At 68.1% G+C, this 26334-nt stretch carries 26 protein-coding genes; 12 read left to right on the top strand and 14 right to left on the bottom strand.

What is annotated here, in order from left to right:
• Position 1 precedes the first annotated feature (1 nt).
• From phnH to JL100_RS31485, 3 genes are all read right to left on the bottom strand, one after another.
• On the bottom strand, positions 2-637 hold the full coding sequence (gene phnH / locus JL100_RS31495) for a phosphonate C-P lyase system protein PhnH (RefSeq protein WP_202684169.1): 636 nt from the start codon (positions 635-637) through the stop codon (positions 2-4).
• Positions 637-1143, bottom strand: a complete 507-nt coding sequence (gene phnG, locus JL100_RS31490) for a phosphonate C-P lyase system protein PhnG (RefSeq protein ID WP_202684170.1) — start codon at positions 1141-1143, stop codon at positions 637-639. Before phnG ends, phnH begins: the two co-directional genes overlap by 1 nt.
• A gap of 161 nt (positions 1144-1304) precedes the next feature.
• Complete coding sequence (locus JL100_RS31485) at positions 1305-2246, bottom strand: LysR substrate-binding domain-containing protein (protein ID WP_202684171.1); 942 nt, start codon at positions 2244-2246, stop codon at positions 1305-1307.
• 197 nt (positions 2247-2443) lie between these two features.
• Between JL100_RS31485 and JL100_RS31480 the strand changes: the two genes are divergently transcribed.
• From JL100_RS31480 to tkt, 9 genes are all read left to right on the top strand, one after another.
• Entirely contained in the window at positions 2444-3193 is a 750-nt protein-coding gene (locus tag JL100_RS31480; protein ID WP_202684172.1) for an SDR family NAD(P)-dependent oxidoreductase, read from the top strand.
• Positions 3194-3295: 102 nt separating this feature from the next.
• Complete coding sequence (locus tag JL100_RS31475; protein ID WP_202684173.1) at positions 3296-4141, top strand: transketolase; 846 nt, start codon at positions 3296-3298, stop codon at positions 4139-4141.
• Complete coding sequence (locus JL100_RS31470) at positions 4138-5166, top strand: transketolase family protein (RefSeq protein WP_228421490.1); 1029 nt, start codon at positions 4138-4140, stop codon at positions 5164-5166. The genes JL100_RS31475 and JL100_RS31470 overlap by 4 nt, the downstream gene beginning before the upstream one ends.
• Positions 5167-5319: 153 nt before the next feature.
• On the top strand, positions 5320-6297 hold the full coding sequence (locus JL100_RS31465) for a TRAP transporter substrate-binding protein (protein WP_202684175.1): 978 nt from the start codon (positions 5320-5322) through the stop codon (positions 6295-6297).
• Positions 6297-6857 (top strand): TRAP transporter small permease, encoded by a 561-nt coding sequence (locus tag JL100_RS31460; protein WP_202684176.1) that lies wholly within the window; start codon positions 6297-6299, stop codon positions 6855-6857. The genes JL100_RS31465 and JL100_RS31460 overlap by 1 nt, the downstream gene beginning before the upstream one ends.
• Complete coding sequence (locus tag JL100_RS31455) at positions 6854-8113, top strand: TRAP transporter large permease (RefSeq protein WP_202684177.1); 1260 nt, start codon at positions 6854-6856, stop codon at positions 8111-8113. Before JL100_RS31460 ends, JL100_RS31455 begins: the two co-directional genes overlap by 4 nt.
• A gap of 56 nt (positions 8114-8169) precedes the next feature.
• A complete protein-coding gene (locus JL100_RS31450) occupies positions 8170-9057 on the top strand; it encodes an NAD(P)-dependent oxidoreductase (RefSeq protein ID WP_202684178.1) in 888 nt (295 codons plus the stop codon).
• A 79-nt stretch (positions 9058-9136) separates the two neighbouring features.
• Positions 9137-10096 (top strand): D-2-hydroxyacid dehydrogenase, encoded by a 960-nt coding sequence (locus tag JL100_RS31445; protein WP_202684179.1) that lies wholly within the window; start codon positions 9137-9139, stop codon positions 10094-10096.
• Positions 10097-10134: 38 nt separating this feature from the next.
• The gene (tkt, locus tag JL100_RS31440; RefSeq protein ID WP_202684180.1) at positions 10135-12114 is read left to right on the top strand and encodes a transketolase; all 1980 of its coding nucleotides are present in this window, start codon (positions 10135-10137) and stop codon (positions 12112-12114) included.
• A gap of 200 nt (positions 12115-12314) precedes the next feature.
• On the opposite strand, the gene JL100_RS31435 is transcribed toward tkt, so the two are convergent.
• The 9 genes from JL100_RS31435 to JL100_RS31395 form a co-directional block, all read right to left on the bottom strand.
• The gene (locus JL100_RS31435; protein ID WP_202684181.1) at positions 12315-14042 is read right to left on the bottom strand and encodes a DEAD/DEAH box helicase; all 1728 of its coding nucleotides are present in this window, start codon (positions 14040-14042) and stop codon (positions 12315-12317) included.
• Between the two features lie 262 nt (positions 14043-14304).
• The gene (locus JL100_RS31430) at positions 14305-14904 is read right to left on the bottom strand and encodes a hypothetical protein (protein WP_202684182.1); all 600 of its coding nucleotides are present in this window, start codon (positions 14902-14904) and stop codon (positions 14305-14307) included.
• Between the two features lie 29 nt (positions 14905-14933).
• Positions 14934-15164 (bottom strand): P-loop NTPase family protein, encoded by a 231-nt coding sequence (locus JL100_RS31425; RefSeq protein WP_202684183.1) that lies wholly within the window; start codon positions 15162-15164, stop codon positions 14934-14936.
• Between the two features lie 534 nt (positions 15165-15698).
• The gene (locus tag JL100_RS31420) at positions 15699-16319 is read right to left on the bottom strand and encodes a DUF1989 domain-containing protein (RefSeq protein ID WP_202684184.1); all 621 of its coding nucleotides are present in this window, start codon (positions 16317-16319) and stop codon (positions 15699-15701) included.
• Positions 16312-17061, bottom strand: coding sequence for a guanitoxin biosynthesis heme-dependent pre-guanitoxin N-hydroxylase GntA (gntA, locus tag JL100_RS31415; RefSeq protein WP_202684185.1), 750 nt, complete (start codon positions 17059-17061; stop codon positions 16312-16314). Before gntA ends, JL100_RS31420 begins: the two co-directional genes overlap by 8 nt.
• Before the next feature lie 69 nt (positions 17062-17130).
• Positions 17131-17721 carry a bacteriochlorophyll 4-vinyl reductase gene (gene bchJ / locus JL100_RS31410; RefSeq protein ID WP_202684186.1) on the bottom strand — a complete coding sequence of 197 codons (591 nt, stop codon included), beginning with the start codon at positions 17719-17721 and terminating at the stop codon, positions 17131-17133.
• Positions 17693-19339: a magnesium-protoporphyrin IX monomethyl ester anaerobic oxidative cyclase gene (bchE, locus tag JL100_RS31405; RefSeq protein ID WP_202684187.1), complete on the bottom strand. Its 1647-nt coding sequence runs from the start codon at positions 19337-19339 to the stop codon at positions 17693-17695. Before bchE ends, bchJ begins: the two co-directional genes overlap by 29 nt.
• A 97-nt stretch (positions 19340-19436) precedes the next feature.
• Positions 19437-19901, bottom strand: a complete 465-nt coding sequence (locus tag JL100_RS31400; protein WP_202684188.1) for a BLUF domain-containing protein — start codon at positions 19899-19901, stop codon at positions 19437-19439.
• A 22-nt stretch (positions 19902-19923) separates the two neighbouring features.
• Positions 19924-21564 carry a putative bifunctional diguanylate cyclase/phosphodiesterase gene (locus tag JL100_RS31395; RefSeq protein ID WP_202684189.1) on the bottom strand — a complete coding sequence of 547 codons (1641 nt, stop codon included), beginning with the start codon at positions 21562-21564 and terminating at the stop codon, positions 19924-19926.
• 295 nt (positions 21565-21859) lie between these two features.
• Here JL100_RS31395 and JL100_RS31390 point away from each other — a divergent pair, with 295 nt between their 5' ends.
• Entirely contained in the window at positions 21860-22564 is a 705-nt protein-coding gene (locus tag JL100_RS31390) for an SGNH/GDSL hydrolase family protein (RefSeq protein WP_202684232.1), read from the top strand.
• 84 nt (positions 22565-22648) lie between these two features.
• Here JL100_RS31390 and JL100_RS31385 read toward each other — a convergent pair whose 3' ends face one another.
• Entirely contained in the window at positions 22649-23470 is an 822-nt protein-coding gene (locus tag JL100_RS31385) for a BKACE family enzyme (protein ID WP_202684190.1), read from the bottom strand.
• A 48-nt stretch (positions 23471-23518) separates the two neighbouring features.
• The gene (locus tag JL100_RS31380; protein ID WP_202684191.1) at positions 23519-24469 is read right to left on the bottom strand and encodes a LysR family transcriptional regulator; all 951 of its coding nucleotides are present in this window, start codon (positions 24467-24469) and stop codon (positions 23519-23521) included.
• A gap of 93 nt (positions 24470-24562) precedes the next feature.
• On the opposite strand from JL100_RS31380, the gene JL100_RS31375 reads away from it, so the two are divergent.
• Together JL100_RS31375 and JL100_RS31370 are read left to right on the top strand one after the other, a co-directional pair.
• Positions 24563-25924 carry an acyclic terpene utilization AtuA family protein gene (locus tag JL100_RS31375; protein ID WP_202684192.1) on the top strand — a complete coding sequence of 454 codons (1362 nt, stop codon included), beginning with the start codon at positions 24563-24565 and terminating at the stop codon, positions 25922-25924.
• On the top strand, positions 25917-26297 hold the full coding sequence (locus JL100_RS31370; RefSeq protein ID WP_202684193.1) for an AtuA-related protein: 381 nt from the start codon (positions 25917-25919) through the stop codon (positions 26295-26297). The genes JL100_RS31375 and JL100_RS31370 overlap by 8 nt, the downstream gene beginning before the upstream one ends.
• Positions 26298-26334: the final 37 nt, after the last annotated feature.

Genomic DNA, 26334 nt, shown 5'->3' with positions numbered 1-26334 from the left:
GTCAGGTGCTCCGGATGCGGGTGGTGCGGGGCAGTGCCGTCGCGGTGGCGCCGCAGACCAGCAGCACATCGACGCCGCGCGGGAAAAGCGCGTTGTTGCGCGCCCAGGCGGCGGCGAAACCGTCGGGCAGCCCCTGGGGTGCTATCCGCCGCTCACCGTCGATGCCGGGTCCGGACAGCACCAGGGGAGGCCCGCCACCCAATGCCGAAACCGTGACCAGCAGGGTCGCTGACCGATCGGGATGTTCCGCCGTGCCGATGGCGAAGCCGTCCGGCAGCGCCGGACAGGGACCGCCGCCGAGGATCGCGAAAGCGCAGGCCGCCGCGTCGCCGGTCGGACGCGCGCCGGTATGGAAGGCGATCCAGCCGGCCAGACCGGGCGCCTCGCGCAGGCGCTCGTCCAGGTAGACCGGCGTGTCCCCATCGGCCAGCGCGGCGACGACGGCCGCCGCCGCCGGCGCCAGCGCGGCCGGCGCACCCATCCGGGAGTCGAGGACGGTGATCGTGCCGGGATTGGCGAAAGCATTCATGACGGCGGCGAAGACCGCCTGGGAACCGAACACGGGATCGTGGAACCCGCCCTGGACAGCCGTGTCTGCCGCTCCGGATGACGGGGCATCGGGAAATCGCCCCGCCATCAGTCCTCGCCCCGGGCCATGGTGAAGAAGTCCACGCGGGTAGCCGCGGTCTCTTCCGCGAGCACCCGGTCGGCGGCGGCTTCCGCCGCGATGGCGGGTCCCACGACGTTTGCCTCGATCCGGTCGCGCCAGTCATCCCGCTGCCAAAGGGCATCCAGGTGTGCCGCAATGCCGGCCTTGGCCGTGTCCCGGCCCAGCACGATCGCGTGCCCGACTTCGCCGCTGGACAGCCGCACGCTGGCTCTGGTGACCGTGGCCTCGCCAAGGTTGAAGGGAGATCCGCCGCCGCCGATGCGCCCGCGCAGCATGACCAGCCCGACTTCCGGACCACGCACGGGCAGGGCCTCCGGGATCGCGTCGCCGAGCTTCGTCAGGGCGTCGTCCAGCCAGGCTCCCGAAGCGCTCGCGAACGCGGCGATGGCACGCTGCCGGCCGACGGTTTCCGCAGGAACCGGCCCTTCGGAACCAAGCCCATCGGTTCGTTCTGATATCCCGCTCTGACCCATGCATCACTCTCGGAAACGGCTGGCTTTGAACAAATTGTCTATTCATCTAGACAATTTTTCCGGTGTGATGCATACTGACGTCTGTGAGTGACATACTGATGACGGTCGCGTGACTCAAAAGTAAAGATTGCATACGACGGAACTCGAACCGCCCGCGATGGTCACGGCGCGGGGTTCGTCATCCCGTTCGCGACGAAGCGCTCCGCCCAATCCAGGGTCCTGCCCAGTTCGGCGAAGAGCCACTCCCTGAAGCTTCGGATCTTCGGCAGGTCCGTCTTCGTGCGCAGCGTCAGGAAGCCATGCCCTTGAGCCTTCATGCAGTCGCCCGGGAAGGGGACGATCAGTTTCCCGGTCCGGATCTCCTGCTCGGCGAGCAGCAGGCTGTCCAGGCAGACTCCGAGCCCGTCCACGGCGGCGGAGATGGCCATGAAGGAGCGGTCGAACCGGGGACCCCGCTCCATGTCGAGCCTCACCCTGCGATGGCGCCGGCCCCAGTCGCGCCAGCTCAGGATCGTGATCTCGGAATGGATCAGGGTATGGTTGGCAAGGTCGGCCGGGCGCCGGATCGGCTTGATCCCGTTCGCCAGCGAGGGCGAGCACAGCGGCACGATCGTGTCGTCCGGAAAGGGGACCATGACGGCGCCGGCGGCGGCCGTGCCGGGATTGTAGCGGATGTCGACGTCCACCGTACCCTGGTTCAGGGTAACGGGCAGCATGGAGGCGTTCAGGCGGATATCGATGCCGGGATGCGTTTCGCCGAACCGCGCCAGTCTTCTCATCAGCCACTGCGAGGCGAAGCTCGGCGTGGAATGGACGGTCAGGACGGCGCCCGTCCCGGCGACCGCGACGGTGCGCGTGGCGGCGTCGATGCGGGAAAACGCGGCGATGACCTCCGTCGCGAGATGTTGCCCGGCGTCGGTCAGGACCACCGCGCGATGGATCCGGTGGAACAGCGGGACCCCGAGCTGCTCTTCCAGGAGCTTGACCTGATGGCTTACCGCAGAAGGCGTAACAGCCAATTCATCTGCTGCGGCAGCGAACGAACCGAGCCTCGCGGCAGCCTCAAACGCTTGAATCGACTTGATCGACAGCCTGTTTTGCATTGCCGTATTCACATGAGCTCAGTTCAACAATAGCTCATTTTATTCATTTGAGCACATTACCTCAACCCGTTAGATTCAGCTCACCACAGCGATACTGGGCAACTACAGAAGACGGCGCATCAAGATCATAGCGTGGATTGGTGCGGATCGCAGTTCGACTTGATTGCCCTGTAGAACAATTCAAAAGAGGTGAGGAAATGCTTCTCGCAAACAAGGTTTGCGTCGTCACGGGTGCTGCTTCGGCGCGGGGTATCGGCCGGGCGACCGCCAAGCTGTTCGCCCTGCACGGCGGACGCTCGATCATTCTCGACCTGAACCAGGAGCAGGCCGCGGCGGCCGCGTCGGAGCTGGGCGAAGCCCACCGGGGCATCGCCTGCGACGTGACCGACAAGCAGGCCTGCGCCGCCGCCATCGAGCGCGTGGTCGGCGAGTTCGGCCGGGTCGACGTGCTGATCAACAACGCCGGCATCACGCAGCCGCTGAAGTTCATGGACATCGCTCCCGAGAACTACGACGCGGTGCTCGACGTCAATCTGCGGGGCACTCTCTACATGAGCCAGGCCGTGGTCCCGCACATGCGCCGGCAGCGCTCCGGCTCCATCGTCTGCATGTCGTCCGTGTCGGCCCAGCGCGGCGGCGGCATCTTCGGCGGACCGCACTACAGCGCCGCCAAGGCCGGAGCCCTCGGGCTCGCCAAGGCGATGGCCCGCGAACTGGGACCGGACAATGTCCGCGTGAACTCGGTGACGCCCGGCCTGATCCAGACCGACATCACCGGCGGCAAGCTGACCGGCGAGCTGAAGGCCGAGATCCTCAAGGGCATTCCGCTCAACCGCCTCGGCGACGCGGAAGACGTGGCGCGGGCCTGCCTGTTCCTGGCCTCGGACCTGTCCTCGTACATCACCGGCGCCACCATCGACGTCAACGGCGGCATGCTGATCCACTGACGGGAGCGGCCGTCCCCGCACGGCCGCCCTTCGATCCGAGTGCCGCCCCCCACGCGTCACGCGCCCGACCGCGCCGTGACACCGAGGACGCTGGAGAGAAACATGCAGACCAATCCGCTGGGACACAATGTCGACCTGGCCGAGCGCGCCTACCGCATCCGCCGCAACGCGCTGCTGATGGGCGAGGTCCAGGGCCAGGGCTATATCGGCCAGGCGCTCGACATCGCCGACGTGCTGGCCACGGCGTACTTCCATGCCATGAGCTATCGCCCGGAAGATCCGGAATGGGAAGGGCGCGACCGCTTCCTGCTGTCGAACGGACACTACGCCATCGCCCTCTACGCCGCTCTGATCGAGGCCGGCATCGTGCCGGAGGAGGAGCTGGAGACCTACGGCAGTGACGGCAGCCGCCTGCCCATGTCGGGCATGGCCGCCTACACGCCCGGCATGGAGATGTCCGGCGGCTCGCTGGGGCTGGGGCTGTCGATCGGCGTCGGCATGTGCCTGGGACTGAAGCGCAAGGGCTCGTCGTCCCGCGTCTACACCCTGTTCTCCGACGGCGAGCTGGACGAGGGCTCGGTCTGGGAGGCGATCATGTCGGCGGCCCACTGGAAGCTCGACAACCTGATCGGGATCATCGACGTCAACAACCAGCAGGCCGACGGTCCCTCGACCCAGGTCATGGCCTTCGAGCCGCTGGTCGACAAGCTCGAAGCGTTCGGATGGTTCGTCCAGCGGGTGGACGGCAACGACATCGAGGCCGTCCGGGCGGCGTTCGACGCCGCCCGCGACCACGCCGAGCCGAAGCCCCGCATGATCGTCTGCGACACCCGCATGGGCCGGGGCGTCCCGTTCCTGGAAGCCCGCGAGAAGAACCACTTCATCCGCGTGGATGAGCACGAATGGCAGATGGCCCTCGAAGCCCTCGAGGCCGGGAGGACGGCATGACCAGCACCAGCACGACCAACGTCGACACCAAGGAAGGCGCAAGCCCCAAGCCGCGCCTGAAGACCTCGGCGATGATCGCCTCGATCGCCTCCGAGGGCCAGCGCACCAAGCCGGCGCCGTTCGGCCACGCCCTGGCCGAGTTGGCCGAAAGCCGGCCGGAGATCGTCGGCATGACCGCCGACCTGGGCAAGTACACCGACCTGCACGTCTTCGCGAAGGCCCACCCCGACCGCTATTACCAGATGGGCATGGCCGAGCAGCTTCTGATGGGTGCCGCGGCCGGCATGGCGCACGAGGGCTTCGTGCCCTTCGCCACGACCTACGCGGTGTTCGCCTCGCGCCGGGCCTACGACTTCATCCACCAGACCATCGCCGAGGAAAACCTCAACGTCAAGCTGGCCTGCGCCCTGCCGGGCCTGACTTCCGGCTACGGGCCGAGCCACCAGGCCGCCGAGGATCTGGCGCTGTTCCGCGCCATGCCGAACATGACCGTGCTCGATCCCTGCGACGCGCTCGACACTGAGCAGATGGTGCCCGCCATGGTCGCTCACCAGGGTCCCGTCTATATGCGCCTGCTGCGCGGACACGTGCCGCTGGTGCTCGACGAGTACGGCTACCGGTTCGAGCTGGGCAAGGCGAAGATGCTGCGCGACGGCACCGACGTGCTCGTCATCTCGTCCGGCATCATGACCATGCGCGCCCTGGAAGTCGCCAAGTCGCTGGAGGCCGACAAGGTGGACGTGGCGGTGCTGCACGTCCCGACGATCAAGCCGCTGGACGCGGAGACGATCCTGCGGGAAGCGGCCCGCACCGGCCGGATGGTGGTCGTCGCCGAGAACCATTCCGTCATCGGCGGCCTGGGCGAGGCAATCGCCGGCCTGCTGCTCCGCTCCGGGGTGGCGCCGAAGTTCAGGCACATCGGCCTGCCGGACGAGTTCCTGCTCGCCGGCGCGCTGCCCACCCTGCACGACCGCTACGGCATCTCGGCCGAAGCCGTGTCCGCCAGCATCAAGGGCTGGCTCTAGGCCGGGCCGCACGACCGGCGAAACCGTTCCGACGACCGGCACCATGGTGCCGGAACAGGCATCGCGCGGAGTGCCTGGCAGACCCCGATCCGATCTCCCGCGCGACCCCACGACCAATAACGCGACCCCAACGACCAATAACTGGAGGAAACGATGAAACGGTTACTTGCGGCGCTGGCAGTCGGCGCCACCCTCGTGGCAGCCCCGGCCTGGGCACAGCAGGTCCTGCGTCTCGCCCATAACGCGGCGCCGGGCAATCCCAAGTCGGAAGCGTCCCTGAAATTCGCCGAACTGGTGGCCGAGAAGACCGGGGGCCGCGTCAAGATCGAGGTCGGCGGCAGCGCCCAGTACGGCGACGACGTCGAGGCGCTGACCAACATGCGCCTGGGAACCCTGGCCTTCAGCGCCAACTCCCAGGGCTCGACCTCCGGCGTGGTCCCGCAGTTCGCGGTGCTGGGCCTGCCTTTCCTGTTCCAGGAACTGCCACAGGCCTGGAAGGTGCTGGACGGGCCGGTCGGCGAGCAGCTCGCCGCCGATGCCAAGGCGAAGGGGCTGGTCCTGCTCGCCCTCTGGGACAACGGCATTCGGCACACCAGCAACAACGTGCGCCCGATCGGGAAGCCCGCGGACCTGGCCGGCATCAAGGTCCGCACGCCGCCCGATCCCATGACGGTGGACATCTTCAAGGCGCTCGGCGCCAACCCGACGCCGATGGCCTTCTCCGAACTGTACATAGCGCTCCAGCAGGGCGTGGTGGACGGCCAGGAGAACCCGCTGATGAACATCTGGTCCTCGAAGCTGCACGAGGTCCAGAAGTTCATCTCCCTGACCGCCCACAAGTACGAGGCGACGCCGCTGTTCGCCAGCGCGGTCGTCTTCGGCACCCTGCCCAAGGCCGACCAGCAGGCGGTGCTCGACGCCGCGGCCGAGGCGGGCAAGCTGAACCGGGAGCTGTCGCGGAAGGCGGACAGTGAACTGCGCGGCGAGATGGAGAAGGCCGGCGTCACGTTCAACGAAGTCGACCCGGCCGCCTTCGCCGAAGCGACGAAGCCCGTCTACGACAAGTGGCAGGCGCAGTTCCCGGACCTGGTGGCCCTGGTCCGGAAAGAAGCCGCCGCGGCGAAGCAGTGATGGAAGTCCTCCATGAACGGGAGATGACGGGGGCGGGATTGCCCGCCTCCATCATCCAGGGGGCGGACACGGTCATCGCCGTCGCCGCCACCGTCATCGCCATCGGGGCACTGGTATCCCTGTTCCTGTCGCTCATGGCCGAGGTCGTCGTCCGCTACCTGACGACCCAGGGGCTGGGATGGCCGTCGGAGATGCCGAACATCCTTTTTCCATGGCTGGTCATGGCCGGGATCGTCCTGGCGGCGCAACGCGGGGCGCACATCTCCGTCACGCTGATCCTGGACATGCTGGGGCGCCGGGGAGCCCGCCTGCTGCTGCTGGGAATGCAGGTCGTCGTGGCGGCCACCTTCTTCTACCTGGCCTATATCGGCCTCGCCGTCATCGAGATCACCGGGAGCGAGGTGTACCCGGTCACGGGGATCTCCGCGCGCTGGGCCTATCTCTCGCTCATCGTCGGGTTCATCGGCGTCGGCTTGACCGCCGTCACCACCTTCGGGCGCCTTCTCCTGGTCGAGGACCCGCGCTCGGTACGGGCCCACATCGCGGAGGAAGAACTATGACACTGGTTATGGTCGCGGTCTTCGCCGTCCTGCTGCTGCTGGCGTTCCCGGTCGGCTACGCCCTGGTCATCAGCTCCGGCGCCGCCGTGATGACGCTCGGCGCCGTTCCGACCGTCATCGCCGTCGTGAAGCTGTTCCAGCCGACCCAGAGCTTCCCGCTGCTCGCCATCCCGTTCTTCATCCTGTCCGGCGCCCTCATGATGAGCGGGACGCTCGGCCAGAAGCTGGTCCGCTTCGCGGCCACGCTGGTCGGGCGTTTCCCCGGCGGCCTGACGCAGGTCACGGTGGTCGGCTCCACCATCTTCGGCGGGGTCTCGGGCTCGGCGGTCGCCGAGGCCTCGGCGCTGGGAACCATGCTGATCCCCTGGCAGAAGCGCGAAGGCTATCCGGCCGCCTTCGGCGCCGCCACGACCGCGTCCTCCGCCGTGATCGCGGGACTGATCCCGCCCTCGATCCCGCTGATCCTCTTCGCCGCGGTCTCCAACGCGTCGATCGCCTCGCTGTTCCTGGCCGGCATCCTGCCGGGCCTGCTTCTGGCCTTCGGCATGATGCTGGTCTGCTACGTCAGCGGACGCGTCCGGAAATTCCCGCTGCTGACCGAGCGGATCACCGGCCGGGACATCCTGGGCGCCTTCTTCACGGCGCTGCCGGCACTGCTGATGCCGGTGTTCATCCTGGTCCTGCTGCGCTTCGGCATCGCGACCCCGACCGAGGTCAGCGTGATCGCGGTGGCCTACGCCCTGCTGGTCAGCCTGCTGATCTACCGCGACCTGACGATCGGGCGGGTTTACGGCGCCCTGGTCGGGACGGTCGTCACCACGGGCGTCGTCATGCTGGTCATCGCCGCGTCCAACCTGGTCGGCTACGTGCTGATCACGGAGGCCATCCCGAACGCGGTGGCGCAGTATGCCCAGAACGTCCTGCAGGATTGGTGGCTGATCATCCTGGCCATGAACGTGATCATGCTCGTGGTCGGCATGTTCCTGGACCTTCCGGCGGCGATCCTGCTGCTGGGGCCGACCTTCGTCGCCGTCGGCTCGGCGATCGGCATGGACGTCATCCAGCTCGGCATCATGATGGCGGTCAATCTCAGCATCGGCCTGTTCACGCCGCCGATCGGGACGACGCTGTTCATCTCGGCCGCGATAGCGCGCGAGCCGATCGGCGCCATCGTCCGGGAACTCTGGCCCTTCTACCTCGTGGCCCTCGTGGTCCTGGGCCTGGTGTCCTACGTGCCGGCCTTCACGCTGTACTGACGCCGGAAGGCGCCGGATCCGAAACTCTGACAAGAAACCAACCGGGAGGGTTCGACATGACGACCATAGGATTCATCGGCCTCGGGTCCATGGGCCTGCCCATGGCCACCAACCTGCTGAAGGCGGGCCACCGCGTCCGCGGGTTCGACCTTCGGGCGGAGTCCGTCTCCGCCCTGGAGCGGGCCGGCGGCGCCGGCGCCGGCACGGCGGCGGAGGCGGCGCGGGGCGCCGACGCCCTTGTCCTGATGGTCGTGAACGCGGCTCAGGCCGAGACGGTGCTGTTCGCCGACGGCGCGCTGGACGGTGTGGCACCGGACGGGATCGTCGTCCTGATGGCGACCTGCCCGCCGGGCGAGGTGGCCGGCCTTGCCCGGCGCGTCGAGGAGACGGGACGGAGTTTCGTCGACTCCCCCGTCTCGGGCGGCGTCGTCGGCGCCGTGGGGGCGACGCTGACGATCATGGCGGCGGCGCGCCGGCCGGTGTTCGAGAAGGCCAGGCCCATCCTCGAGGCGCTCGGCGACAAGGTCCACCATGTCGGCGAGGAGCCGGGGCAGGGGGCGACGGTCAAGACCGTCAACCAGCTGCTCTGCGGCGTCCACATCGCCGTGGTCGCGGAAGCCTTCGCGCTGGCCGTCCGGAAGGGAGTCGACCTGAACATCCTGCTGAAGATCATGGGCGGATCCTCGGCATCGAGCTGGATGCTGAAGGACCGCGGTCCGCGCATGCTCGAGGCCGATCCGGAAATCACGAGCGCCGTCGACATCTTCGTCAAGGATCTCGGGATCGTTCTGGAGGCGGGCCGCGACGCCAAGGTGGCGCTGCCGCTGGCGGCCGTCGCCCACCAGCTGTTCCTCGCCACGTCCGGGCGCGGCGAGGGCGGTGCCGACGACAGCCAAGTGATCCGCACATACCATGCGATGAACGGAACCGGCGGTTCCCGGTAGCCGCACGCCGCCCCCGCGAGCCCCACGGCCCCATCCGCCCCGATGAGCCGGCCGCGCCGCAGCCCAGAAAGGCCAGACCATGTCCGAGACTATCGTCTTCCTTGATCATGAAACCCTCGGTCCCGAGGTGACGATGCGCCGCCCCTCCTTCAGCCATGGCTGGGAGGTCCACGGCAAGACCACTGCCGACCAGGTGCTCGAACGCGCCCGCGAGGCGAGCATCCTGATCGTCAACAAGGTCCCCCTGCGGGAGCCGGTGCTGGATCAACTCCCGAACCTCAAGTTCGTCGCGGTGGCGGCGACCGGTACCGACAATGTCGACCTGGCCGCCTGCCGCCGGCGCGGGATTCCGGTCTCCAACGTGCAGGCCTACGCGGTCCACACGGTCCCGGAGCATACCTTCTCCCTCATCCTCGCGCTCCGCCGGTCCCTGATGGCGTATCGCGAGTCCGTGGCGTCCGGAGCGTGGCAGCGCGCGGCCCAGTTCACCCTGCTCGACCATCCGATCCGGGATCTCCACGGCTCCACGCTCGGCATCGTCGGCGAAGGCGCGATCGGCCAGGCGGTCGCCGCACTCGGCCGGGCCTTCGGCATGCAGGTGCTGTTCTCGGCGCACAAGGGCAGCACCGGCATGGGGCCGCTCTACACGCCGTTCGAGGAGGTCCTGGAGCGAAGCGACGTGCTGACCCTCCATTGCCCGCTCACTCCGCAGACGCGGGATCTGCTGGGCGCGGCCGAGTTCTCCCGGATGCGGCGCCGGCCCATCGTCGTGAACACGGCGCGCGGCGGGCTGATCGTCGAGGCGGACCTGGTGCAGGCGCTGGAGAGCGGCCAGATCGCCGGCGCCGCCGTCGACGCCGTGTCGGTCGAACCTCCCCCGCCGGACCATCCGTTCATGCGGCTGGCGAAGCGGCCCGACTTCATCCTGACGCCGCATGTCGGCTGGGCGAGCCGGGAAGCCCGGCAGGAGGTCGCCGACCAGGTCACCGCCTGCATCGAAGCCTTCGTCGCCGGCCAGCCCCGGAACCTGGTCACGTGAGCGATCCGTCACCGAACAGCCAAGAAGGACCCGCCGCCATGACCAGCGTCGATCCCCGCCTGATGGCCAACGCGATCCGCTTTCTGTCCATGGACGCGATCGAGCGTGCCGGCGAGGGCCATCCCGGCACCCCGCTCGGGGCCGCCGACATCACCACGGCACTCTTCACGCGCCACCTCAAGTTCAACGCGCGCGACCCGCTCTGGTTCGACCGCGACCGCTTCGTGCAGTCGAACGGCCACGGCTCCATGCTCCTCTATTCGCTGCTCTACCTGACCGGCTACGGGAAGATCGGCCTGGACGAGATCAAGCGTTTCCGCGTCCTCGGGTCCCACTGCGCCGGCCACCCGGAATACGACCCGGCCGCGGGCATCGAGGTCACGACCGGCCTGCTCGGCCAGGGCATCGCCAACGCCGCCGGCATGGCCCTGGCCGAAGCCATCCTGAACCGGTGGTTCGGCCCGGGCATCGTGGACCATCATACCTACGCGCTGGTCGGCGACGGCTGCCTCCACGAGGGCGTCGGCCAGGAGGTCGTCTCGCTGGCCGGGCACCTGCGGCTCGGCAAGCTGACTTTCCTGTGGGACGACAACCGGATCACCGACGACGGCGCTATCGATCTCGCCCTTTCCGACGACATGGCCGCACGCTTCCGCGCCAGCAACTGGCATGTCCAGGAGGTCGACGGGCATGATCCGGAGGCGGTATCCTCCGCGATCGCCCGGGCCAAGGCGGATCCCCGGCCGTCGATGATCGCCTGCGCCACCACGATCGGGCGGGGAATACCCCGGGTCCAGGGACAGCGGGCCGCCCACGGTGGCCGTGTCTTCAAGGAGGACACCGATGCCGCAAGGCAGCATCTCGGGTGGCCCCATGCGCCGTTCGAGATCCCCGACGCCATACTGTCGGCCTGGCGGGAAGCCGGGCGCCGGAGCGAGCCCGAGTACGAGGCGTGGCAGGGCCGCGTCGCGGCCCTGGACCCGCAAAAGCGCCGCGACTTCGACCGCCTCCGCGAGGGGCGCCTGCCGGACGGCTGGGAGACGGCCTTGCTGGACTACAAGCGGCGGGCCGCGGAGACCCGGCACGTCGACCACGGCTACAAGATCTCGGGCGACATCGTCGACCTCCTGGCCGAGGCGATTCCCGAACTGGTATCGGGGGCGCCCGACCTCGAAGGCGCCACCCTGCACAAGCGGCGGCTTTCCGCCTTCACCGCGGACGACCGGAGCGGCCGCTACGTCCATTACGGCGTGCGCGAGCACGTGATGGCCTCGATGCTGAACGGCATGGCGTCCCATGGCGGGGTGGTGCCGGTCGGGGTGACCTACCTGGTCTTCTCGGACTACAACCGCGCGCCCATGCGCATGTCGGCATTGATGGGCCTGCCGGTGAAGTATGTCTTCAGCCACGACTCCATCGGCGTCGGCACCAACGGGCCGACCCACCAGCCGGTGGAGTTCCTCGCCTCGTTCCGCGCGATGCCCAACATGCTGGTGCTGCGCCCCGCGGACGCCGTCGAGGCGGTCGAGTGCTGGGAGATCGCCATGAACCATCGCACGGGTCCCTGCTCGCTGATGTTCCCGCGCCAGCCGCTCGAAGCGGTGCGCACCGACGGATCGGACGAGAACCGGTCGAGCCGGGGCGCCTATGTCCTCGCCGAAGCCGAGGGCGGCGCCCGGCGGGCGACGATCCTGGCGACCGGCTCGGAGGTGTCCATCGCCCTGAAGGCCCGCGCGGCGCTCCAGGCCGAGGGTATCCCGACAGCGGTGGTCTCGATGCCGTGCTGGGAGCTGTTCGACCTGCAGGACGCGGCCTACCGGACCCGGGTCATCGATCGCGGCACGGTGCGGGTGGCCGTCGAGGCGGCCGTGCGCCAGGGCTGGGACCGGTATGTCGGCGAGGATGGCGGGTTCGTGGGCATGGACGGCTTCGGTGCCTCCGGCTCCGTGCCGGACCTTTACGACCATTTCGGCATCACGCCGGAGCGGGTCGCGGCCGAGGTCAGGGCACGACTATAGCGGGGGCGGCGCGAAGCTGCGGGACTTCCGCAAGGCGACCCGGCTTCGGCGCACGACCTGTTCGGCGTTCATACAGGGTCCGGCGGATAGCCATCCTCGTGCGGCAATAGGGCCGGACTTCGAAATCGTCGCTGCACAGCTGTTCATTGCTCAACAGACACTCAGCTCACGAACAGACCGGGCACCCGCGGTCCGAGGAGTCACGCATCCCGGGCCGGTGCCGGAGCCCGGCTTGGGCGCTTTGGCGGTATCGGGCCACGATCGCGCTGGCGAGCGCTCGCGTTGCGGCGCGGACCTCCATCGCGGACCGGCTCGATCCGGATCTCGCCGTCGTCGCCGTCCCGCCCGTCCGGCCCGGATGGCTTGCGCCGGATCGCCGCGACGAAACGGGCGGCCGCGCTGCTGGTCACCTCGAACTCGGTTTCGCGGTCAAACACGCGGATGCGGCCGATCTCCTTGCGGGTCACGTGCCCCCGACGGCACAGGAACGGCAGCAGCCAACGCGGGTCGGCATTGCCTGCCCGGCCGATGTTGATCCGGAACCGTGCATAATCGCCATTGCCACCGCCCTCTTCCGGTCGCTCGGACCGGTCGCGTCGATCCCCGCCGTCAGCGCCCGCCGAGAGCTCCTCGGCGGCGGGCAGCGGCGCGCGTAGCGCACGTACCAGGGCGGCCGCGATGCGCTCGGGATCGCGTTCCGCCAACAGGGTCCTGGCCACGGCGAGATCGTCTTCCGACACGTCCTCGGCGGCGAGGGATATCGCTTCGCGCTCCAGCCGCTCGCGGTCGCGTGCCAGCACCTCCTCGGCGGCCGGCGGGGCGGACCAGGCGGCTTGCACACCAGCATCCCTGAGGAGGCGTTCGGCGGCCCGGCGTCGCGTGTGCGGCACGAGCAGGACGCAGGTTCCCTTGCGGCCGGCCCGGCCCGTGCGCCCGCTTCGATGCAGCAGCGTCGCCGGGTCGCGCGGCAGGTCGGCGTGAACCACCAAGCCAAGGTCCGGCAGGTCGATGCCGCGCGCCGCCACGTCGGTCGCCACGCAGACCCGCGCCCGGCCATCGCGCAGCGACTGCAGCGCCCGGGTGCGTTCCGCCTGGCCGAGTTCCCCCGACAAAGCCACGGCCGAGAAGCCCCGCTCCAGCAGATTGCCCTGAAGCCGCGCCACCGCCTCACGGGTAGCGCAGAACACCAGCGTGCCTCGGGCCTCGAAATAGCGCAGCACGTTGACCAGGGCGCGCTCGGTTTCCAGCGGTGCCGCGAGCATGGCACGGTACTCGATGTCACCGTGCGGCTCGCCGCCCGCGGTCGCCTCGATCCGCAACGCGTTGCGCTGGTAGCGCTTGGCCAGGGCTGCGATGCCCCGCGGGACGGTGGCGGAGAACAGCAGGGTGCGGCGCTCCGGCGGCGTCTCGTCGAGAATAGCCTCGAGGTCCTCGCGGAAGCCGAGGTCCAGCATCTCGTCGGCCTCGTCGAGCACCACTACCCGCAAAGCGGTTGCATCCAGGCCGTCCCGCTCCAGGTGATCGCGCAGCCGTCCCGGTGTTCCGACCACCACGTCGGCGCCGTCGGCCAGGGCGCGACGTTCCCGGCGCATGTCGGTGCCTCCGACGCAGGTGACGATCCGGAACCCGAGCCGGGCATACAGCCATTCCAGTTCGCCGCCGACCTGCAACGCCAATTCCCGTGTCGGCGCAATCACCAGCATGCGGGGCGGACGGGATCTTCCGTCGCCCCTGTCCGCTTCGAGGAGATCCGGGGCCGCGCCCAGGCCGTAGGCGACTGTCTTGCCCGAACCGGTCTGGGCCGAGACCAGCAGGTCGCGCCCAAGGACCTCCGGCTGCAGCACGGCGGCCTGCACCGCCGTCGGCTCGGCATAGCCACGCGCGGACAGGGCTTCCAGCAACGCGGGGTCGAGAGATGGGAATGGCATAGCGGGCAGATGAGCTCCAGATAGGGTGATCGACAGATATCCGTGTCACGCTTCAGGCTAGTCAAGAAAGGACCGGGACTGCTCGTCACACAGGACGGCGGCCAGTCCAACAGCGCGATGGCCAACCGATCGCGGTGATGCGCAAAAGAATGCGGCAGCGGCAGTTCGGTATGAAACCGTGCAAACACGCGACCAGGGACTGGCCGGCTGCCGCCCCATGGCCAATGCGCCGGGATGGTCGGCCAGGCATGCTGGTCGAGGTTCAGGTTCTGAGCGCCGCCACACGCTTTCGAAAAGCCGCTGCATCAACCTCATTCTCGAACCAGATCGTCAGGGTGCCGAAATCCATGTAGTACCGGCCGGTGTTCACGAGGTCGAGCAGGTTGCGAATCCGCTGCAGGAGCCACTCGTAGTCGTCGCTCCAGTACGCATGGTTCAGCAGGAAGCCGAAGCCGACCTCGAACGCCTTGCCGCCGTTTGCGGTATCGGCAAGAGAGTTGGATATCCTGCTGGCGATCAGGCGGTCCCGCTCCCGTCGCATCCATTTCAGGTGGCACCAGAGAGTGTTGGAACGCCCCCGTTCAGTACCCGCCTCGCAGAGGCCGCGATCGCCGACGAGCCATTCCAGGGTGCGCTCGCACTCCTCCCCGATGATCATGATCTCGCGTTCCGTATAGGCCGACCCCGCGTGGATTTCATCGCCGAACAGGTCCATCGAAAGCCGTCCAGCCTGAGGGCATCGGCCGTCCTCCGGGTCCCAGCAATAGATTCCCAGAGCTTTGACCCGCATCGCTTCCAAGGCGACAGGATGCACCATCCCGCTTCGGTTCTCCAAGGCAACAGGCAAATCAAACGCCGACATGGCGTTCCTCCTCTGAAAACAGCTCGGTCCTATGTTGGAGGTCTAGCCTTCAAGAAGCCGCTTTCCGGATCGCGGAACACGGTACCTTCCGTCAGGGCGATCTGAATGGCCTCATGGTCGGCCACCAACACTTTGCCCCAGTCGTCCGTCGTTACGTACGGGATCGCTTCATCGCTTGCCCTGACTGGCATCCCTGCGAGCCCGACCAGACAGGCAAGTCGTCGAGCTATCTCACTCTTCCCGTTCATCTGATCTGGCATGGGATTCCCCATTGCGAATGGCTGAATGGCATTGTGCGCCGCACCTGATCGGGGAGGCGTAACAGGCAGAACGCGGAAGTGTTGCAGATATATGAATCTCTTCGGTACCGTTATTGTCCAAAAATTACAATTAAATGATTCGGCAAGATTACGGCTTACTATTTCGGTTCCTTTACTTAAATTTATACTGCATGCTCGGGACGCTTGAAGCGGCGTTTCGAGCAGACCTCCGGAAGATGCTCATTGAGAGTTTATTCGCAGACGAGGTGTACCACCCTGTGTCGACCGGGACGAATTGCCCCGTTCCTACCCAAACATGCTGATCCGCGCCGGCTTCTCCGGAGGTCATTTCGCTTGAGTCACGCCGTCAGTGCGAGTGTCGCGTCCACAGCAGATATGTTCGGCGCCTCGGAGATCTTCCCTGAAACCTTACGCGAACGAGAGCGGGTAACGGGAGCGGCAACGCGCTGCGGGGCGTCGGGAGATCCGGATGTCCATGATGGCGTCGGAACGGAAATGCCGCACTTGGCCGGATCACGGGGGCGCGTCTCCGGCTTTCCGGACGGAGTAATGGATGGGCTTGAAGCTGCCGCCGTTGCTCGCCGGCGCCGAACAGGCCGTGAGGCCGATCACCAGATCCATCCGCGCCCTGAAGACGATGCGGTCCCCCGCCTTGCTCAGGGGCGGCAGCACCTTGAACCGGCCGGTCTCGCCGTCCACCGGCACGTTCATGAAACAGTTGAACGCGACGGGGATGGCGTCTTCCCCGATCCCGTAGGGACGCAAGGCCCCGGCGAGGTTGCCATGGCACCCCGGGTGCGGCGGCTCGTTCTCGTAGCAGAGCCGGAAAGTCGCTTCGCTGCACGGGGTCAGCAGGAAATCGTGGCGTCCCACGGTATCCTCGACGATGTCGAGCATCACGTTCGAACGGTTCGAATAGAGCTTGTCGCCCGTCGTCAGGTAGATCCGCTCGGCGTAATCGAGGGTCCTGCCCGAGGAGATCATTTCGCGGGTGTCCGCCCGGGAAACGGCGAGAAGGTCGGCGACCTGGCCGCCTTCCGGATCGATCACCGCCAGCGTATCGCCGGCATCCAGTTCGAACGCCACGCCGCTGCGCGGCGGGATGGCGACGATGGTTCCGCGCGCCTCAGGCATCTTGTTTCCCCAGGAAGGATTGCAGGGTATCGAGCGGGCGGGGACGGGCTGCCGGGGCGGGCTTCCGGCTGTAGGGGCAGGCCCAGTCCGGCTCGATGATCCGGCCGCTGTATTGCCTTGCCTCCGAACTCTCGCCATGCCGGGCAAGCATCGGATTGACGTCGCCCGCGAGCTTCACGTCGCGGTCGAGGATGGCCGCGCGCAGCTTCTCATAGCGGTCCTGGTCGCGCAGCATCTGGAACTGGTCATGCAGGTTGAAGATCATGGCCGGATGGCGGAAGCGGCGCGCCGGCCGGCTGGCCCGGGGATGGAGTCCGACGACGAAGAAGGCCTGTCCGCCGAAGCTGAGCGCGAAATGGGGGTCGTTCGGGTCGGCGCTCACCCGGGGATCGTGGCGCTGGCCCTGCCAGGCGTCCTTGTCGGTCAGGGACTGGACGCGGTCCCACAGGTTGCGCTCGAAATCCTCCTCGGCGAGCCCGGCCGGCCCCTGGAAAACGACGGCGAAACTGGTGAAGAGCGTGGGATCCTGGGTGTACTCCCAGGCGAAGCGCATCAGTCTCTCCTGGATCGCGACGTCGTCCCAGGAACTCTCGATGCTCCGTGCGGTATAGACCGTCATTCTTCCCTTCTGGACGGCCGACTTCGCTCCGACGCAGGGAAAACCCTGGTCCAGGATGAACTCCCTGATGTCCGCCTCCGGGGTGAATTGTTCGCCGTTCGTCTCCGCGCTTGCGTCCGCCAACTTCAGGGTCCTTGATGGTGAGCCACGTAAACCCCTGCGTTCCCGGAAAGTTCCGCGAGGAGGGGCGGCTCAGGACCAGTCGATCGAGAAACGGCAGGCCGGGTCGCCGCAGGCCTCGCAGCCCGTCTCGTCGACGCGGACATCGTGCGAGACAAGCACCTCGAACAGCCGGCGGAACACCGCGGCGTGCCACGAGCAGACGGGAGCCGGCGCATGCTCGCCCGCGCAGAGCGGGTTGTTCCTGATCTCCAGCAGCAGCGGCGGTCCGCCGCGGGCCGAAAACCGTCCGGAGCCGGCGAAGGTCCAGGCATGGGCCCTGATCGCGCCCACCAGCAGCGATGCGGAAAGCGATGCCGGCAGCAGCTTCAGGATGGCCTGCGCCGGTCCGGGAATGCGGGCCGCCAGCAGGTAGTCCGCCGTCAGGCGGCCGGCCTCGGCCAGCACCAGGGAGGCCTGTCCCGGCGGCAGCCCCGCGCGCAAGGCCCGGTGCAGGCCCGCCGCCAGGCGTTCGTCGACCATCGCCGCCGGCGGGTCGGCAAGCCACCCGGTGACGCCGGCCCCGGCGAAGACTTGCGGCGCCATCCCGTCGAACCCCTTCCGCGTCAGCGCCGGCACGAGCTGGATGACCGCGTTAGGCCCGATGGTCGCCGCCTGTCCCATCCATGTCCTCCATCTGCTCCGTGCCGCCGCCGCAAGCCATCACCGCCCCTTTCGCCGTTCCCTTCGCCGCCCTGGCCTTCGCGCTCCGTTCCGCGCTGGATTCCCATTCGGCCGCCTCGATCGGCGGGCTGGTGCGGCTTCGGTCGAAATGGAAGTCCACGCTCTTCTTCGACTGCGGCCCCCAGTAGCCGACCTTGCCCAGATCGTAGAACTTGCGCTCGAACCCGGACTTGAGGAACGCCTTGAGGCAGCCGAACAGGTACCGCCGCCGTTGCCCCGTGCCCGACCACGGGTACGAGAACAAAGCCTTCCGCATGTAGAAGCGCCGGTAATTGTTCATGACCCGGTCGAGAAGTTCCGTCCGGTCCATCGCCTCCGGCTTGATGATCGGCGTCACGAAATTGTACTTCTCGAAATCGAAGATCTCGACCTTGTCCCGCAGCTCCTGGAACAGCGCCGTGAAGGGCCAGGGGGTGTACATCGCCCAGTTCGCCAGATCAGGCTTCCAGTCCAGGGCCATCCGGTAGGTTTCTTCGAGCGTTTCCGCCGTTTCGTTCTCGAGGCCGACGATGAACTGGGCTTCCACGACGATCCCGGCTTCCCGCAGCAGGCGGATCGCCTTCTTGTTGTCGGCGACCTTGGTCTCCTTGTGGAACCGGTCGAGCTTCATCTGCGCCGCCGCCTCCGTACCCAGCGACACGTGGATGAGGCCCGCCTCGCGGTAGAGCGGCAGGAACTCCTCGTCGCGCAGGATGTCGGTCACCCGCGTGTTGATTCCCCAAAGGACCTTGCCGGGCAGGCCGCGCGCGATCAGTTCGCGGCAGAACTCGACGAACTTCTTCCGGTTGATCGTCGGTTCCTCGTCGGCCAGGATGAAGAACCGGACGTCGTGGCGCCGGTACAGCGTCTCGATCTCATCGACGACTTTCTTCGGATCGCGGATACGGTAGTCCCGCCAGAACTTCCACTGCGAACAGAAGGAACAGGTGAAGGGGCAGCCTCTCGCCATGCTGGGAATGGCCACGCGGGCGCCGAGGGGAATGTATTTGTATTTCTCCCACTCCAGGATGCTCCAGTCCGGCGCGAGGGCGTCCAGGTCCTTGATGGTGGCGGCCGCCGGGGTCGCGACGATCCTGGTCCCCCCGGGGCCGGCCTCCGTGAAGGCGATGCCCTTGATGGCCTGGCGGTCCGCCGGCCACCGGCCCTCGTCGATCGTGCGGACAAGGTCGATCAGGACCTCCTCGCCCTCGCCGCGGACGATCACGTCGATCCAGGGGGCCTCGCCCAGGACCTGCTGGTACATGAACGTCCCGTGGATGCCGCCCAGCACGGTCACCGCGCCGGGGTGCATGTCCTTGACGAGCCTGAGCACGCTTTCCGCCTTGTAGATCGACGGCGTGATCGCGGTGACGCCGACCATGTCGGGCCTCTCCTCCGCCAGGATGACGCGAAGATCCGCCTCCGACAGATCGTTCGTCATGGCGTCGACGAAGCGGACATCGGGGAACCCGGCGGCCTTCAGCGCCCCCGTGAGGTAGGCCGCCCAGGCCGGCGGCCAGTTCCCGGCGATCTCGGCGCCGCCGGAATGGTAGTTCGGGTGAATGAGAAGGATACGCAACGCTGATCTCCTCCCTGTGTCATTGAAACCTGACACAAGAAGGCGTCCATCTAAAATGACATGGATCAATCGTCGCGTGGCCGGACAGGGGGCGGGCCTACCTCCCGGCCGGCTCCGGCGAGGCGGCCTGCTTCTCCTCCTCCCGCATCAGGCGGTCGAGCGTCGCGAAGATCCGGTCCGCCTTCAGGTGGATTGGGTTGAAGCCGCTCTTCGCGGAGACGTCGCCGAACAATTGCTGATCGGACCGGTCGGCGCCGACGAAGGACATCGACCAGTTGGGAAACAGGCGGGCGGCGACGGCGGCATATTCCAGCACCAGCACTTCGCTGTGGCGCTCGTCCCACTGGATGCGCTCGAAGGTCTCGGTGACCGCCGGCGAAGGGCCTTCCAGCACCTGGGCGAAGCATCCGCTGTTGAACAGCAGGGCGCCGGTCACGCCGGCCCGGGCGTTGTTCCGGCGGGAGCTTGCCAGGATCTGCTGGACGCCCGCGACGATCTCGCCGTCGGTTCCGGGCATGGCGTTGCGGCTGAAATAGACCAGGCGATGGATCTGTTCGGACATGGCTCGACGATCTGCTCGATGTTCACTTGGGGATGCGGTTCAGGACGGCTGCCAGTTCGGAAGCCGGGACGGGTTTGCTGAGAAGGTAGCCTTGGATGTCTGTGCAGCCTTCCGCCCGCAGGCGGCTGAGCTGTTCCTCGGTTTCGACGCCCTCCGCGGTCGTCGAGATGCCAAGGCTCATGCCGAGGCCGATGATCGCCTTCACGATGGCGGCGCTGTCGCCGTCGGTCGGCATGTCGCGGATGAAGGACTGGTCGATCTTGACCTTGTCGAACGGGAAGGAGCGCAGATAGCCCAGGCTGGAATAGCCGGTGCCGAAATCGTCCATGGCGATCCGGATGCCGAGGGCGCGGAGCTGGTGGAGGATCGCCAGGGTCGCGGCGGTGTTGTCCAGCAGGACGCTCTCGGTGATCTCCAGTTCCAGGCGTTCGGGAGCGAGGCCGGAGGTCGCGAGCGCCGCCGATACCGTGTCGACCAGACCGGGATTGCTGAACTGCAGGGGCGACAGGTTGACGGCGATGCGGTGGGAACCGGGCCAGCGCGCCGCTTCGCGGCAGGCGGTCAGGAGGACCCATTCGCCGATCTGGGAGATCAGGCCGATTTCCTCGGCGACCGGTATGAAGTCGGCGGGAGAGACCATGCCGCGCTGCGGGTGGCGCCAGCGGGCCAGGGCCTCGAAGCCCACGATCTCCCTGTCGTGAAGCCTCATCTGCGCCTGGTAGAAGACCTCGAACTGGCGGAGCGCGAAGGCGCGGCGGAGGTCGAGTTCCAGCGTGCGGCGGGCCTGGGCACGGGTGTCCATTTCCTGCTCGAAGAAGCGGAAACGGCCCCGGCCCTCCTCCTTGGCGCGGTACAGGGCGAGGTCGGCGCTCTTGAGCAGCCGGTCCGGCTCGGCACCGTCGGCCGGTGGCAGCGCTATGCCGATGCTGACGCCGATGTTCAGGATATGGTCGTCGACGAGATAGGTCCGGCCGACCAGGTCGACCAGCCGCCGGGCGAGCGCCTTGGCGGCGTCCGGTTGCCGGGGCGAGCGCTGGAGGATCGCGAACTCGTCGCCGCCCAGTCGCGCGACCAGATCGTCCTGGCGGACCGTCGCGCGCAGACGCTCGACCACCCGGCACAGCAGCTTGTCGCCGATCGCATGACCGAGGGTATCGTTGACGGATTTGAACCGATCCAGGTCAAGCAGGAACAGCGCGGTCTGGCGATCCGCCTCGGGCTCGGCGATCGCCTGGATGATCCGCTCCTTCAGGACGACCCGGTTCGCCAGCCCGGTCAGGGCATCCCGCCGCTCCGTCATGTCCGGGGCGGCCGAGGCCGATCCGCCCTCCACCATCGCAAGGATGCGTCCACCACCCAGAGGCGTGGCGCTCACCGGCCATATCCGGCCGTCCAGCGATCTGAGGGAGTGGGCGCCGCCTTCGGCGAGGCGCACCAGGTCCGGGGCGCCCGAACCGGGATGCGCCGATGGATTGAACAGGGTCCGGAACGCGGAATTCATGAAGGAGGGCCGGGCGTCCGCTTCAAGGATCGCGAAGGCGCAGGGAAGCCGTTCGCAGGCCTCCCGAAGGGCGTCATGGGCAGTCGCGGCGACCGAGGCCGGAAATGCGTCATGTCCGCCGGGAAGCTCCATGACCAGGTCGTCTTCGGAGAGTTCTTGCATGCCAGTCTTACTCGGAGAATTTTCCCGTTTATGTTGTATTATACTTATTAATGTAAGGTTTATGGGCCTGATCAACCTTGGGTATATGCTGTTTTTCCTGCCATTACTACGATGCGGGTAATGCCGCCCCCTCGGCAGATCCGGGCCATTTGGAACATGGTCAAACCTGCGATTGGACTGTAATAATCGGTCCGCAACTATTCGATGCTGATGGCAAGGGGGGATCATGCACATCACACGGCGCCGGTTCATGTCGGCCTTTCAACGCGGCCTGATCGGGACGGTCACGGCCCTGATGCTGCTCGGCGGGAGCGCCGCGCAGGCGGCCGAGGGGGCAACCAAGCGCATCATGGTCTACGGCGATTCCAACACCTGGGGCTATGTTCCCGTCGAAAGCGGCCCGACCACCCGCTACCCCGAGGACGTCCGGTGGCCGGGCGTGCTCCGGGCGGCGCTCGGGCCGGGCTACGAGGTCATCGACGAGGGGTTGAGCGCGCGCACGACCGACCTGCCCGACCCGACGCTGCCGCAGATCTCCGGGGCCGGCCTCGACGGGTCGGCCTATCTGCCGGCCGCGATCGCCAGCCACCTGCCGCTCGATCTGGTCGTCATCATGCTCGGCACCAACGATCTGAAGAAGATGTTCAACCGCTCGCCGTTGCGGATCGCGCTCGGGGTGGGCAAGCTGGCCGACATCGTGAACCAGTCCAAGGGCGGGGTCGGCACATCCTATCCCGCACCCAGGGTCCTGATCCTCTGTCCGCCTCCGCTCGGCACGGTGGCGCCCCCGGAGCGGGCCGAACGGTTCGCGGGCGGGATCGAGAAGTCGAAGGCCCTGCCAGCCTACTACGAGGCGGTCGCGGAAGCGGCCGGGGCCGGGTTCCTTGACGTCGGCACGTTGACGGCGACCGACGGGGTCGACGGCATCCACCTCACGGCGGCCGCCCACAGGGCGATCGGCAACGGCGTCGCCGACAAGGTGAGAACGATCCTGAAGTGAACCGGCCCGAAGCCCGGCGGCCTTGGGGCGGCCCCGGTCCGGGAACCCGGGGATCGTCCGCCCGGCCGGTTCCCCCGTCCGCCGTCAGGACGGCGGACGCCGCAGCCGGTCCCGCGCGGCGGGACCGTCGATGCAGGCCGCTCCCACCGCCTCGGCCGCCCGGACGGCCTGGGCGACCAGGGCCGCGTTGTCCGGCGCCAGGGTCCCGTCCCTCAGGTGCAGGTTGTTCTCGAATCCGACGCGCACGTCGCCGCCCAGAACCATCGCCGCCGCCGCGGAGGCGAGTTCGTTGCGCCCGAAGGCGCAGACGGTCCACGGATGCCGCTCCACGTTGGCCGCGACGAAGGGCAGCAGGTCCGCCGGATCGGACTGCTGGTTCTCGGTATAGCGGCCGAGCACGAACAGCACGTCCCGGAACCGGTCGGGCATGACGCCGCGACGCCGCAGGTCATCGAACCGGCCGATCTCGTCCGGCGAGTAGAGGATGAACTGGGGGGCGATCGGCTCTCCGGCCAGCCAGCCGAGGAAGGCGGCGGCGGCCGGCTCGGAGGCGGCGTCGGGAACGAGTTCCCGGAGGGCGATCGAAACCGCCTCCGGCCGCAGGTCGCGGACCAGGGCCATCTGCTGCTCCGGCGCGTAGCGTCCCACCGCCTCGGTCGTGGCCTGGAGGACCAGGCCGTCGCCGACCGCGTCCCGGATCGCCGCGAAGGCGTCGCGGTATCGGGACGCGTCGAGGACGTGGCCGCCGGCGTCGTCCCGGACATGCACGTGGATCATCGCGGCGCCCGCCGCCAGGCAGCGCGCCGCCGCGTCGGCCAGGTCGCGGGCGGTCATCGGCAGGGCCGGGTGGTCGTCCCTGGTCCGCCGGGCGCCGTTCGGCGCCACCATGATCGAGACCGGCCTCATGTCGTGCTTTCCTCCGTTCAAGGTGCCATTTTCCTTCCGCTGGGGTGTTCAGGATCCGATTTCGTGGATCGTCATCTCGGGATGGCCGGGTCCCAGCCCGGCGGGATCGGCCATGGCCGTCCGGACCGCCTGCCCGAAGGCTCCGGCCGCGACCGACAGCGAGCTCCTGGCCCGCCGGATCACGCCCATGCGCCGGTCGACCACCGGCCCGCCGAGCGGCCGCCAGGCCAAGCCGCCGCGCAGCACCACCGGAAGGCAAAGCGAGGGCAGGGCGGACACGCCCAGCCCGGCCGCCACCATTCCCGCCACGGTGGCCAGGTGATCGACCTCGTACCGGAAGTCCAGCCGCCGCACGCCGTGACCCTGGAGCCTGTCCAGATGCTGACGCACGCTGGTCGTGCGGGACATGGCGATCACCGGGTAGGCGGCCAGGTCGGCCCAGTCCAGCCGGGGCTGTTCCAGGAGCCCGTGCCCGCCGGGCAGCAGGGCGACGAACCGGTCGGTCAGCAGCGGCTCGAAGCTCAGGCCCTCGGTCTCCCCCGGATCGACGGAGATGCCGAGGTCGGCTTTGCCCGACTTGACGAGATCGAGGACCTCGTCGGCCAGGACGTCGCGGACGACCACGTCGATGCCGGGATATTCCGTGGAGAAGCCCGCCACGGCCCGCGGCAGCAGCGATGCGGCGACCGAGGGCAGCGTCGCCACCGCGACCCGCCCGCGCCGCTTGGTGATCAGGTCGTGGATTCCCGAGAAGGCGGCGGCCCAGTCATTGACCAGCGTGCGCGCGACCTGCTCGAACTCCCGCCCCTCGGGGCTGAGCGAAACCGTCCGGGTGGTGCGGTCGAGCAACCGGGCGCCGACCGCCTCCTCCAGGCGCTGGATCGACAGGCTCACCGCCGGTTGGGACAGGCCGACCTGTTCCGCCGCCTCGTGGAAGCTGCCGGTGGCGGCGATCGCCAGGAAGGCCTCGAGCTGCCGCAGCGTGACATTGTTTTTCATAACTTATCAATTCATCAGATAAATTAATTTGAAAACTAACACGGAAGACGGTTTGCTGAAACAACAAATCAGAACGACCCGTGGGAGGGTACCTTGGAAGCGGACGTGTTCAGGATCGGCAGCGGCGCCGGCTTCTCGGGCGATCGGCTCGACGCCCCGGGCCCGGTGGTCGACACGCTGATCGCGGCAGGCGGCCCCTCGGCGATCATCTTCGAGACCCTGGGCGAGCGGACCCTGGCGCTGGCGCAGCTGGCGCGCCGGAGCGGCGGCGCCGGCTGGGAGCCGTTGCTTGAACTTCTGCTGGAGCCGGTGCTCGCCCGCTGCGTCCGGAACGGGGTCCGCATCATCGGCAATTTCGGGGCGGCCGATCCGGCCGGCGCGGCGCGGCTGATCGCGGAGATCGCCGCGCGCCAGGGGGTCGGGCAGGCGCGGATCGCCGTGGTCCGGGGCGACGACCTGCTGGAGAGCGCCGAGACCGTCGCCCTGCTGGAGAGCGTGCGTTGCGAGCCGCCGCTCGACGGCCGCCCCGTCGCGGCGAACCTCTATCTCGGCGCCCGCGCCATCGCGGAGGCGCTGGACGCCGGGGCGGACATCGTCGTCACCGGCAGGGTCGCCGATCCGGCGCTGGCGCTGGGGCCGCTGGTCCATCATTTCGGCTGGGACTGGGACGACTGGGACCGGCTCGCCGCCGGCACGCTGGCGGGGCACCTGCTCGAGTGCGGTGCCCAGGTGTCGGGCGGGTACTTCGCGGATCCCGGCCGCAAGGACGTTCCCGACGCCCATGATATCGGTTTCCCCATCGCCGAGATGACTGCGGACGGCGGCTTCACGATCACCAAGGCGGCCGGCACCGGCGGCTGCGTGACCCCGGCGACGGTGAAGGAGCAGATCCTCTACGAGGTCCACGATCCGGCCGGCTACCTGACGCCGGACGTGGTGCTGGACATCACCGGCGTCACGGTCGAGCAGGTCGGTCCGGACCGGGTGGCCGTCGCCGGCGCGCGCGGGCGGCCCCGGCCGGAAACCCTTAAGGCGACCGTCTGCTACGAGGGCGGCTGGCTGGGCGAGGGCGAAATCTCCTATGCCGGACCGAACGCGGCGGCCCGCGCCCGCCTCGCCCTGGACGTGCTGGCCCGGCGGATACCGCCGGGCTGCGCCTGGCGCGGTGACATCATCGGCGTCACCAGCGTGTTCGGCGACGATGCCGGACGTCGCCTGGACGGGCATGCCGGGGCCGCCGGCGACGATGTCCGGGTCAGGCTGGCGGTCGCCGCTCCCGACCGCCGGTCGGCCGAGCGGGGCGCGCAGGAGGTCCTGGCCCTCTATACCTGCGGTCCGGCCGGCGGCGGCGGCGTGCGGACCTCGGTCCGCCCGCGCATCAACACCGCCTCCGCCTACCTGCCGCGCGCGGCGGTCGAAGCCCGTTTCACCATGCTGGAGACGTCCCATGCCTGAGACCGCGACGCCGGGCGAACCGTCCTCCGGAACGGTTACGGTCCCGCTGCATGCCGTGGCCCACGCCAGGACCGGCGACAAGGGGAACCGGCTCAACGCGAGCGTCATCGCCTTCAGGCCGGAACTGTTCGCCCCCCTCGTCGAGCAGGTCACCGAGGATCGGGTACGCGCCCTGTTCGCCCACCGATGCCCGGGGAGGATCAGCCGCCACGTGCTGCCGAACCTGGGAGCCTTGAACTTCGTGATCGACGACGTGCTCGACGGCGGGGTCAACCAGAGCTTGAACCTCGACGGCCACGGCAAGACGCTGTCGTTCCTGCTGCTGACCCTGACGGTCGAGATCCCGGAGGGCCTGCTGTCGGGAACGGGCTGACGCCATCCGGCCGGTAAGCGCAACCAAAAGAACCAAG

The organism is Skermanella mucosa (assembly GCF_016765655.2).
GTDB classification, from domain to species: Bacteria; Pseudomonadota; Alphaproteobacteria; order Azospirillales; family Azospirillaceae; genus Skermanella; species Skermanella mucosa.
Note: the sequence above shows the minus strand (reverse complement) of the source record. Positions and strands in the feature narration are given on the sequence as shown.

Bases quoted from the DNA above. Each gene is read 5' to 3' on its own strand.
- JL100_RS31475 (WP_202684173.1), top strand. From the start codon at position 3,296: ATGCAGACCAATCCGCTGGGACACAATGTCGACCTGGCCGAGCGCGCC.
- JL100_RS31430 (WP_202684182.1), bottom strand. From the start codon at position 14,904: ATGTCGGCGTTTGATTTGCCTGTTGCCTTGGAGAACCGAAGCGGGATG.
- JL100_RS31445 (WP_202684179.1), top strand. From the start codon at position 9,137: ATGTCCGAGACTATCGTCTTCCTTGATCATGAAACCCTCGGTCCCGAG.
- JL100_RS31470 (WP_228421490.1), top strand. From the start codon at position 4,138: ATGACCAGCACCAGCACGACCAACGTCGACACCAAGGAAGGCGCAAGC.
- JL100_RS31480 (WP_202684172.1), top strand. From the start codon at position 2,444: ATGCTTCTCGCAAACAAGGTTTGCGTCGTCACGGGTGCTGCTTCGGCG.
- JL100_RS31385 (WP_202684190.1), bottom strand. From the start codon at position 23,470: ATGAGGCCGGTCTCGATCATGGTGGCGCCGAACGGCGCCCGGCGGACC.
- JL100_RS31370 (WP_202684193.1), top strand. From the start codon at position 25,917: ATGCCTGAGACCGCGACGCCGGGCGAACCGTCCTCCGGAACGGTTACG.
- JL100_RS31455 (WP_202684177.1), top strand. From the start codon at position 6,854: ATGACACTGGTTATGGTCGCGGTCTTCGCCGTCCTGCTGCTGCTGGCG.
- bchJ (WP_202684186.1), bottom strand. From the start codon at position 17,721: ATGGGACAGGCGGCGACCATCGGGCCTAACGCGGTCATCCAGCTCGTG.
- JL100_RS31420 (WP_202684184.1), bottom strand. From the start codon at position 16,319: ATGCCTGAGGCGCGCGGAACCATCGTCGCCATCCCGCCGCGCAGCGGC.
- JL100_RS31485 (WP_202684171.1), bottom strand. From the start codon at position 2,246: ATGCAAAACAGGCTGTCGATCAAGTCGATTCAAGCGTTTGAGGCTGCC.
- JL100_RS31395 (WP_202684189.1), bottom strand. From the start codon at position 21,564: ATGCAAGAACTCTCCGAAGACGACCTGGTCATGGAGCTTCCCGGCGGA.
- phnG (WP_202684170.1), bottom strand. From the start codon at position 1,143: ATGGGTCAGAGCGGGATATCAGAACGAACCGATGGGCTTGGTTCCGAA.
- JL100_RS31425 (WP_202684183.1), bottom strand. From the start codon at position 15,164: ATGCCAGATCAGATGAACGGGAAGAGTGAGATAGCTCGACGACTTGCC.
- JL100_RS31400 (WP_202684188.1), bottom strand. From the start codon at position 19,901: ATGTCCGAACAGATCCATCGCCTGGTCTATTTCAGCCGCAACGCCATG.
- JL100_RS31450 (WP_202684178.1), top strand. From the start codon at position 8,170: ATGACGACCATAGGATTCATCGGCCTCGGGTCCATGGGCCTGCCCATG.
- JL100_RS31390 (WP_202684232.1), top strand. From the start codon at position 21,860: ATGCTGCTCGGCGGGAGCGCCGCGCAGGCGGCCGAGGGGGCAACCAAG.
- phnH (WP_202684169.1), bottom strand. From the start codon at position 637: ATGGCGGGGCGATTTCCCGATGCCCCGTCATCCGGAGCGGCAGACACG.
- JL100_RS31460 (WP_202684176.1), top strand. From the start codon at position 6,297: ATGGAAGTCCTCCATGAACGGGAGATGACGGGGGCGGGATTGCCCGCC.
- tkt (WP_202684180.1), top strand. From the start codon at position 10,135: ATGACCAGCGTCGATCCCCGCCTGATGGCCAACGCGATCCGCTTTCTG.
- JL100_RS31465 (WP_202684175.1), top strand. From the start codon at position 5,320: ATGAAACGGTTACTTGCGGCGCTGGCAGTCGGCGCCACCCTCGTGGCA.
- JL100_RS31435 (WP_202684181.1), bottom strand. From the start codon at position 14,042: ATGCCATTCCCATCTCTCGACCCCGCGTTGCTGGAAGCCCTGTCCGCG.
- JL100_RS31380 (WP_202684191.1), bottom strand. From the start codon at position 24,469: ATGAAAAACAATGTCACGCTGCGGCAGCTCGAGGCCTTCCTGGCGATC.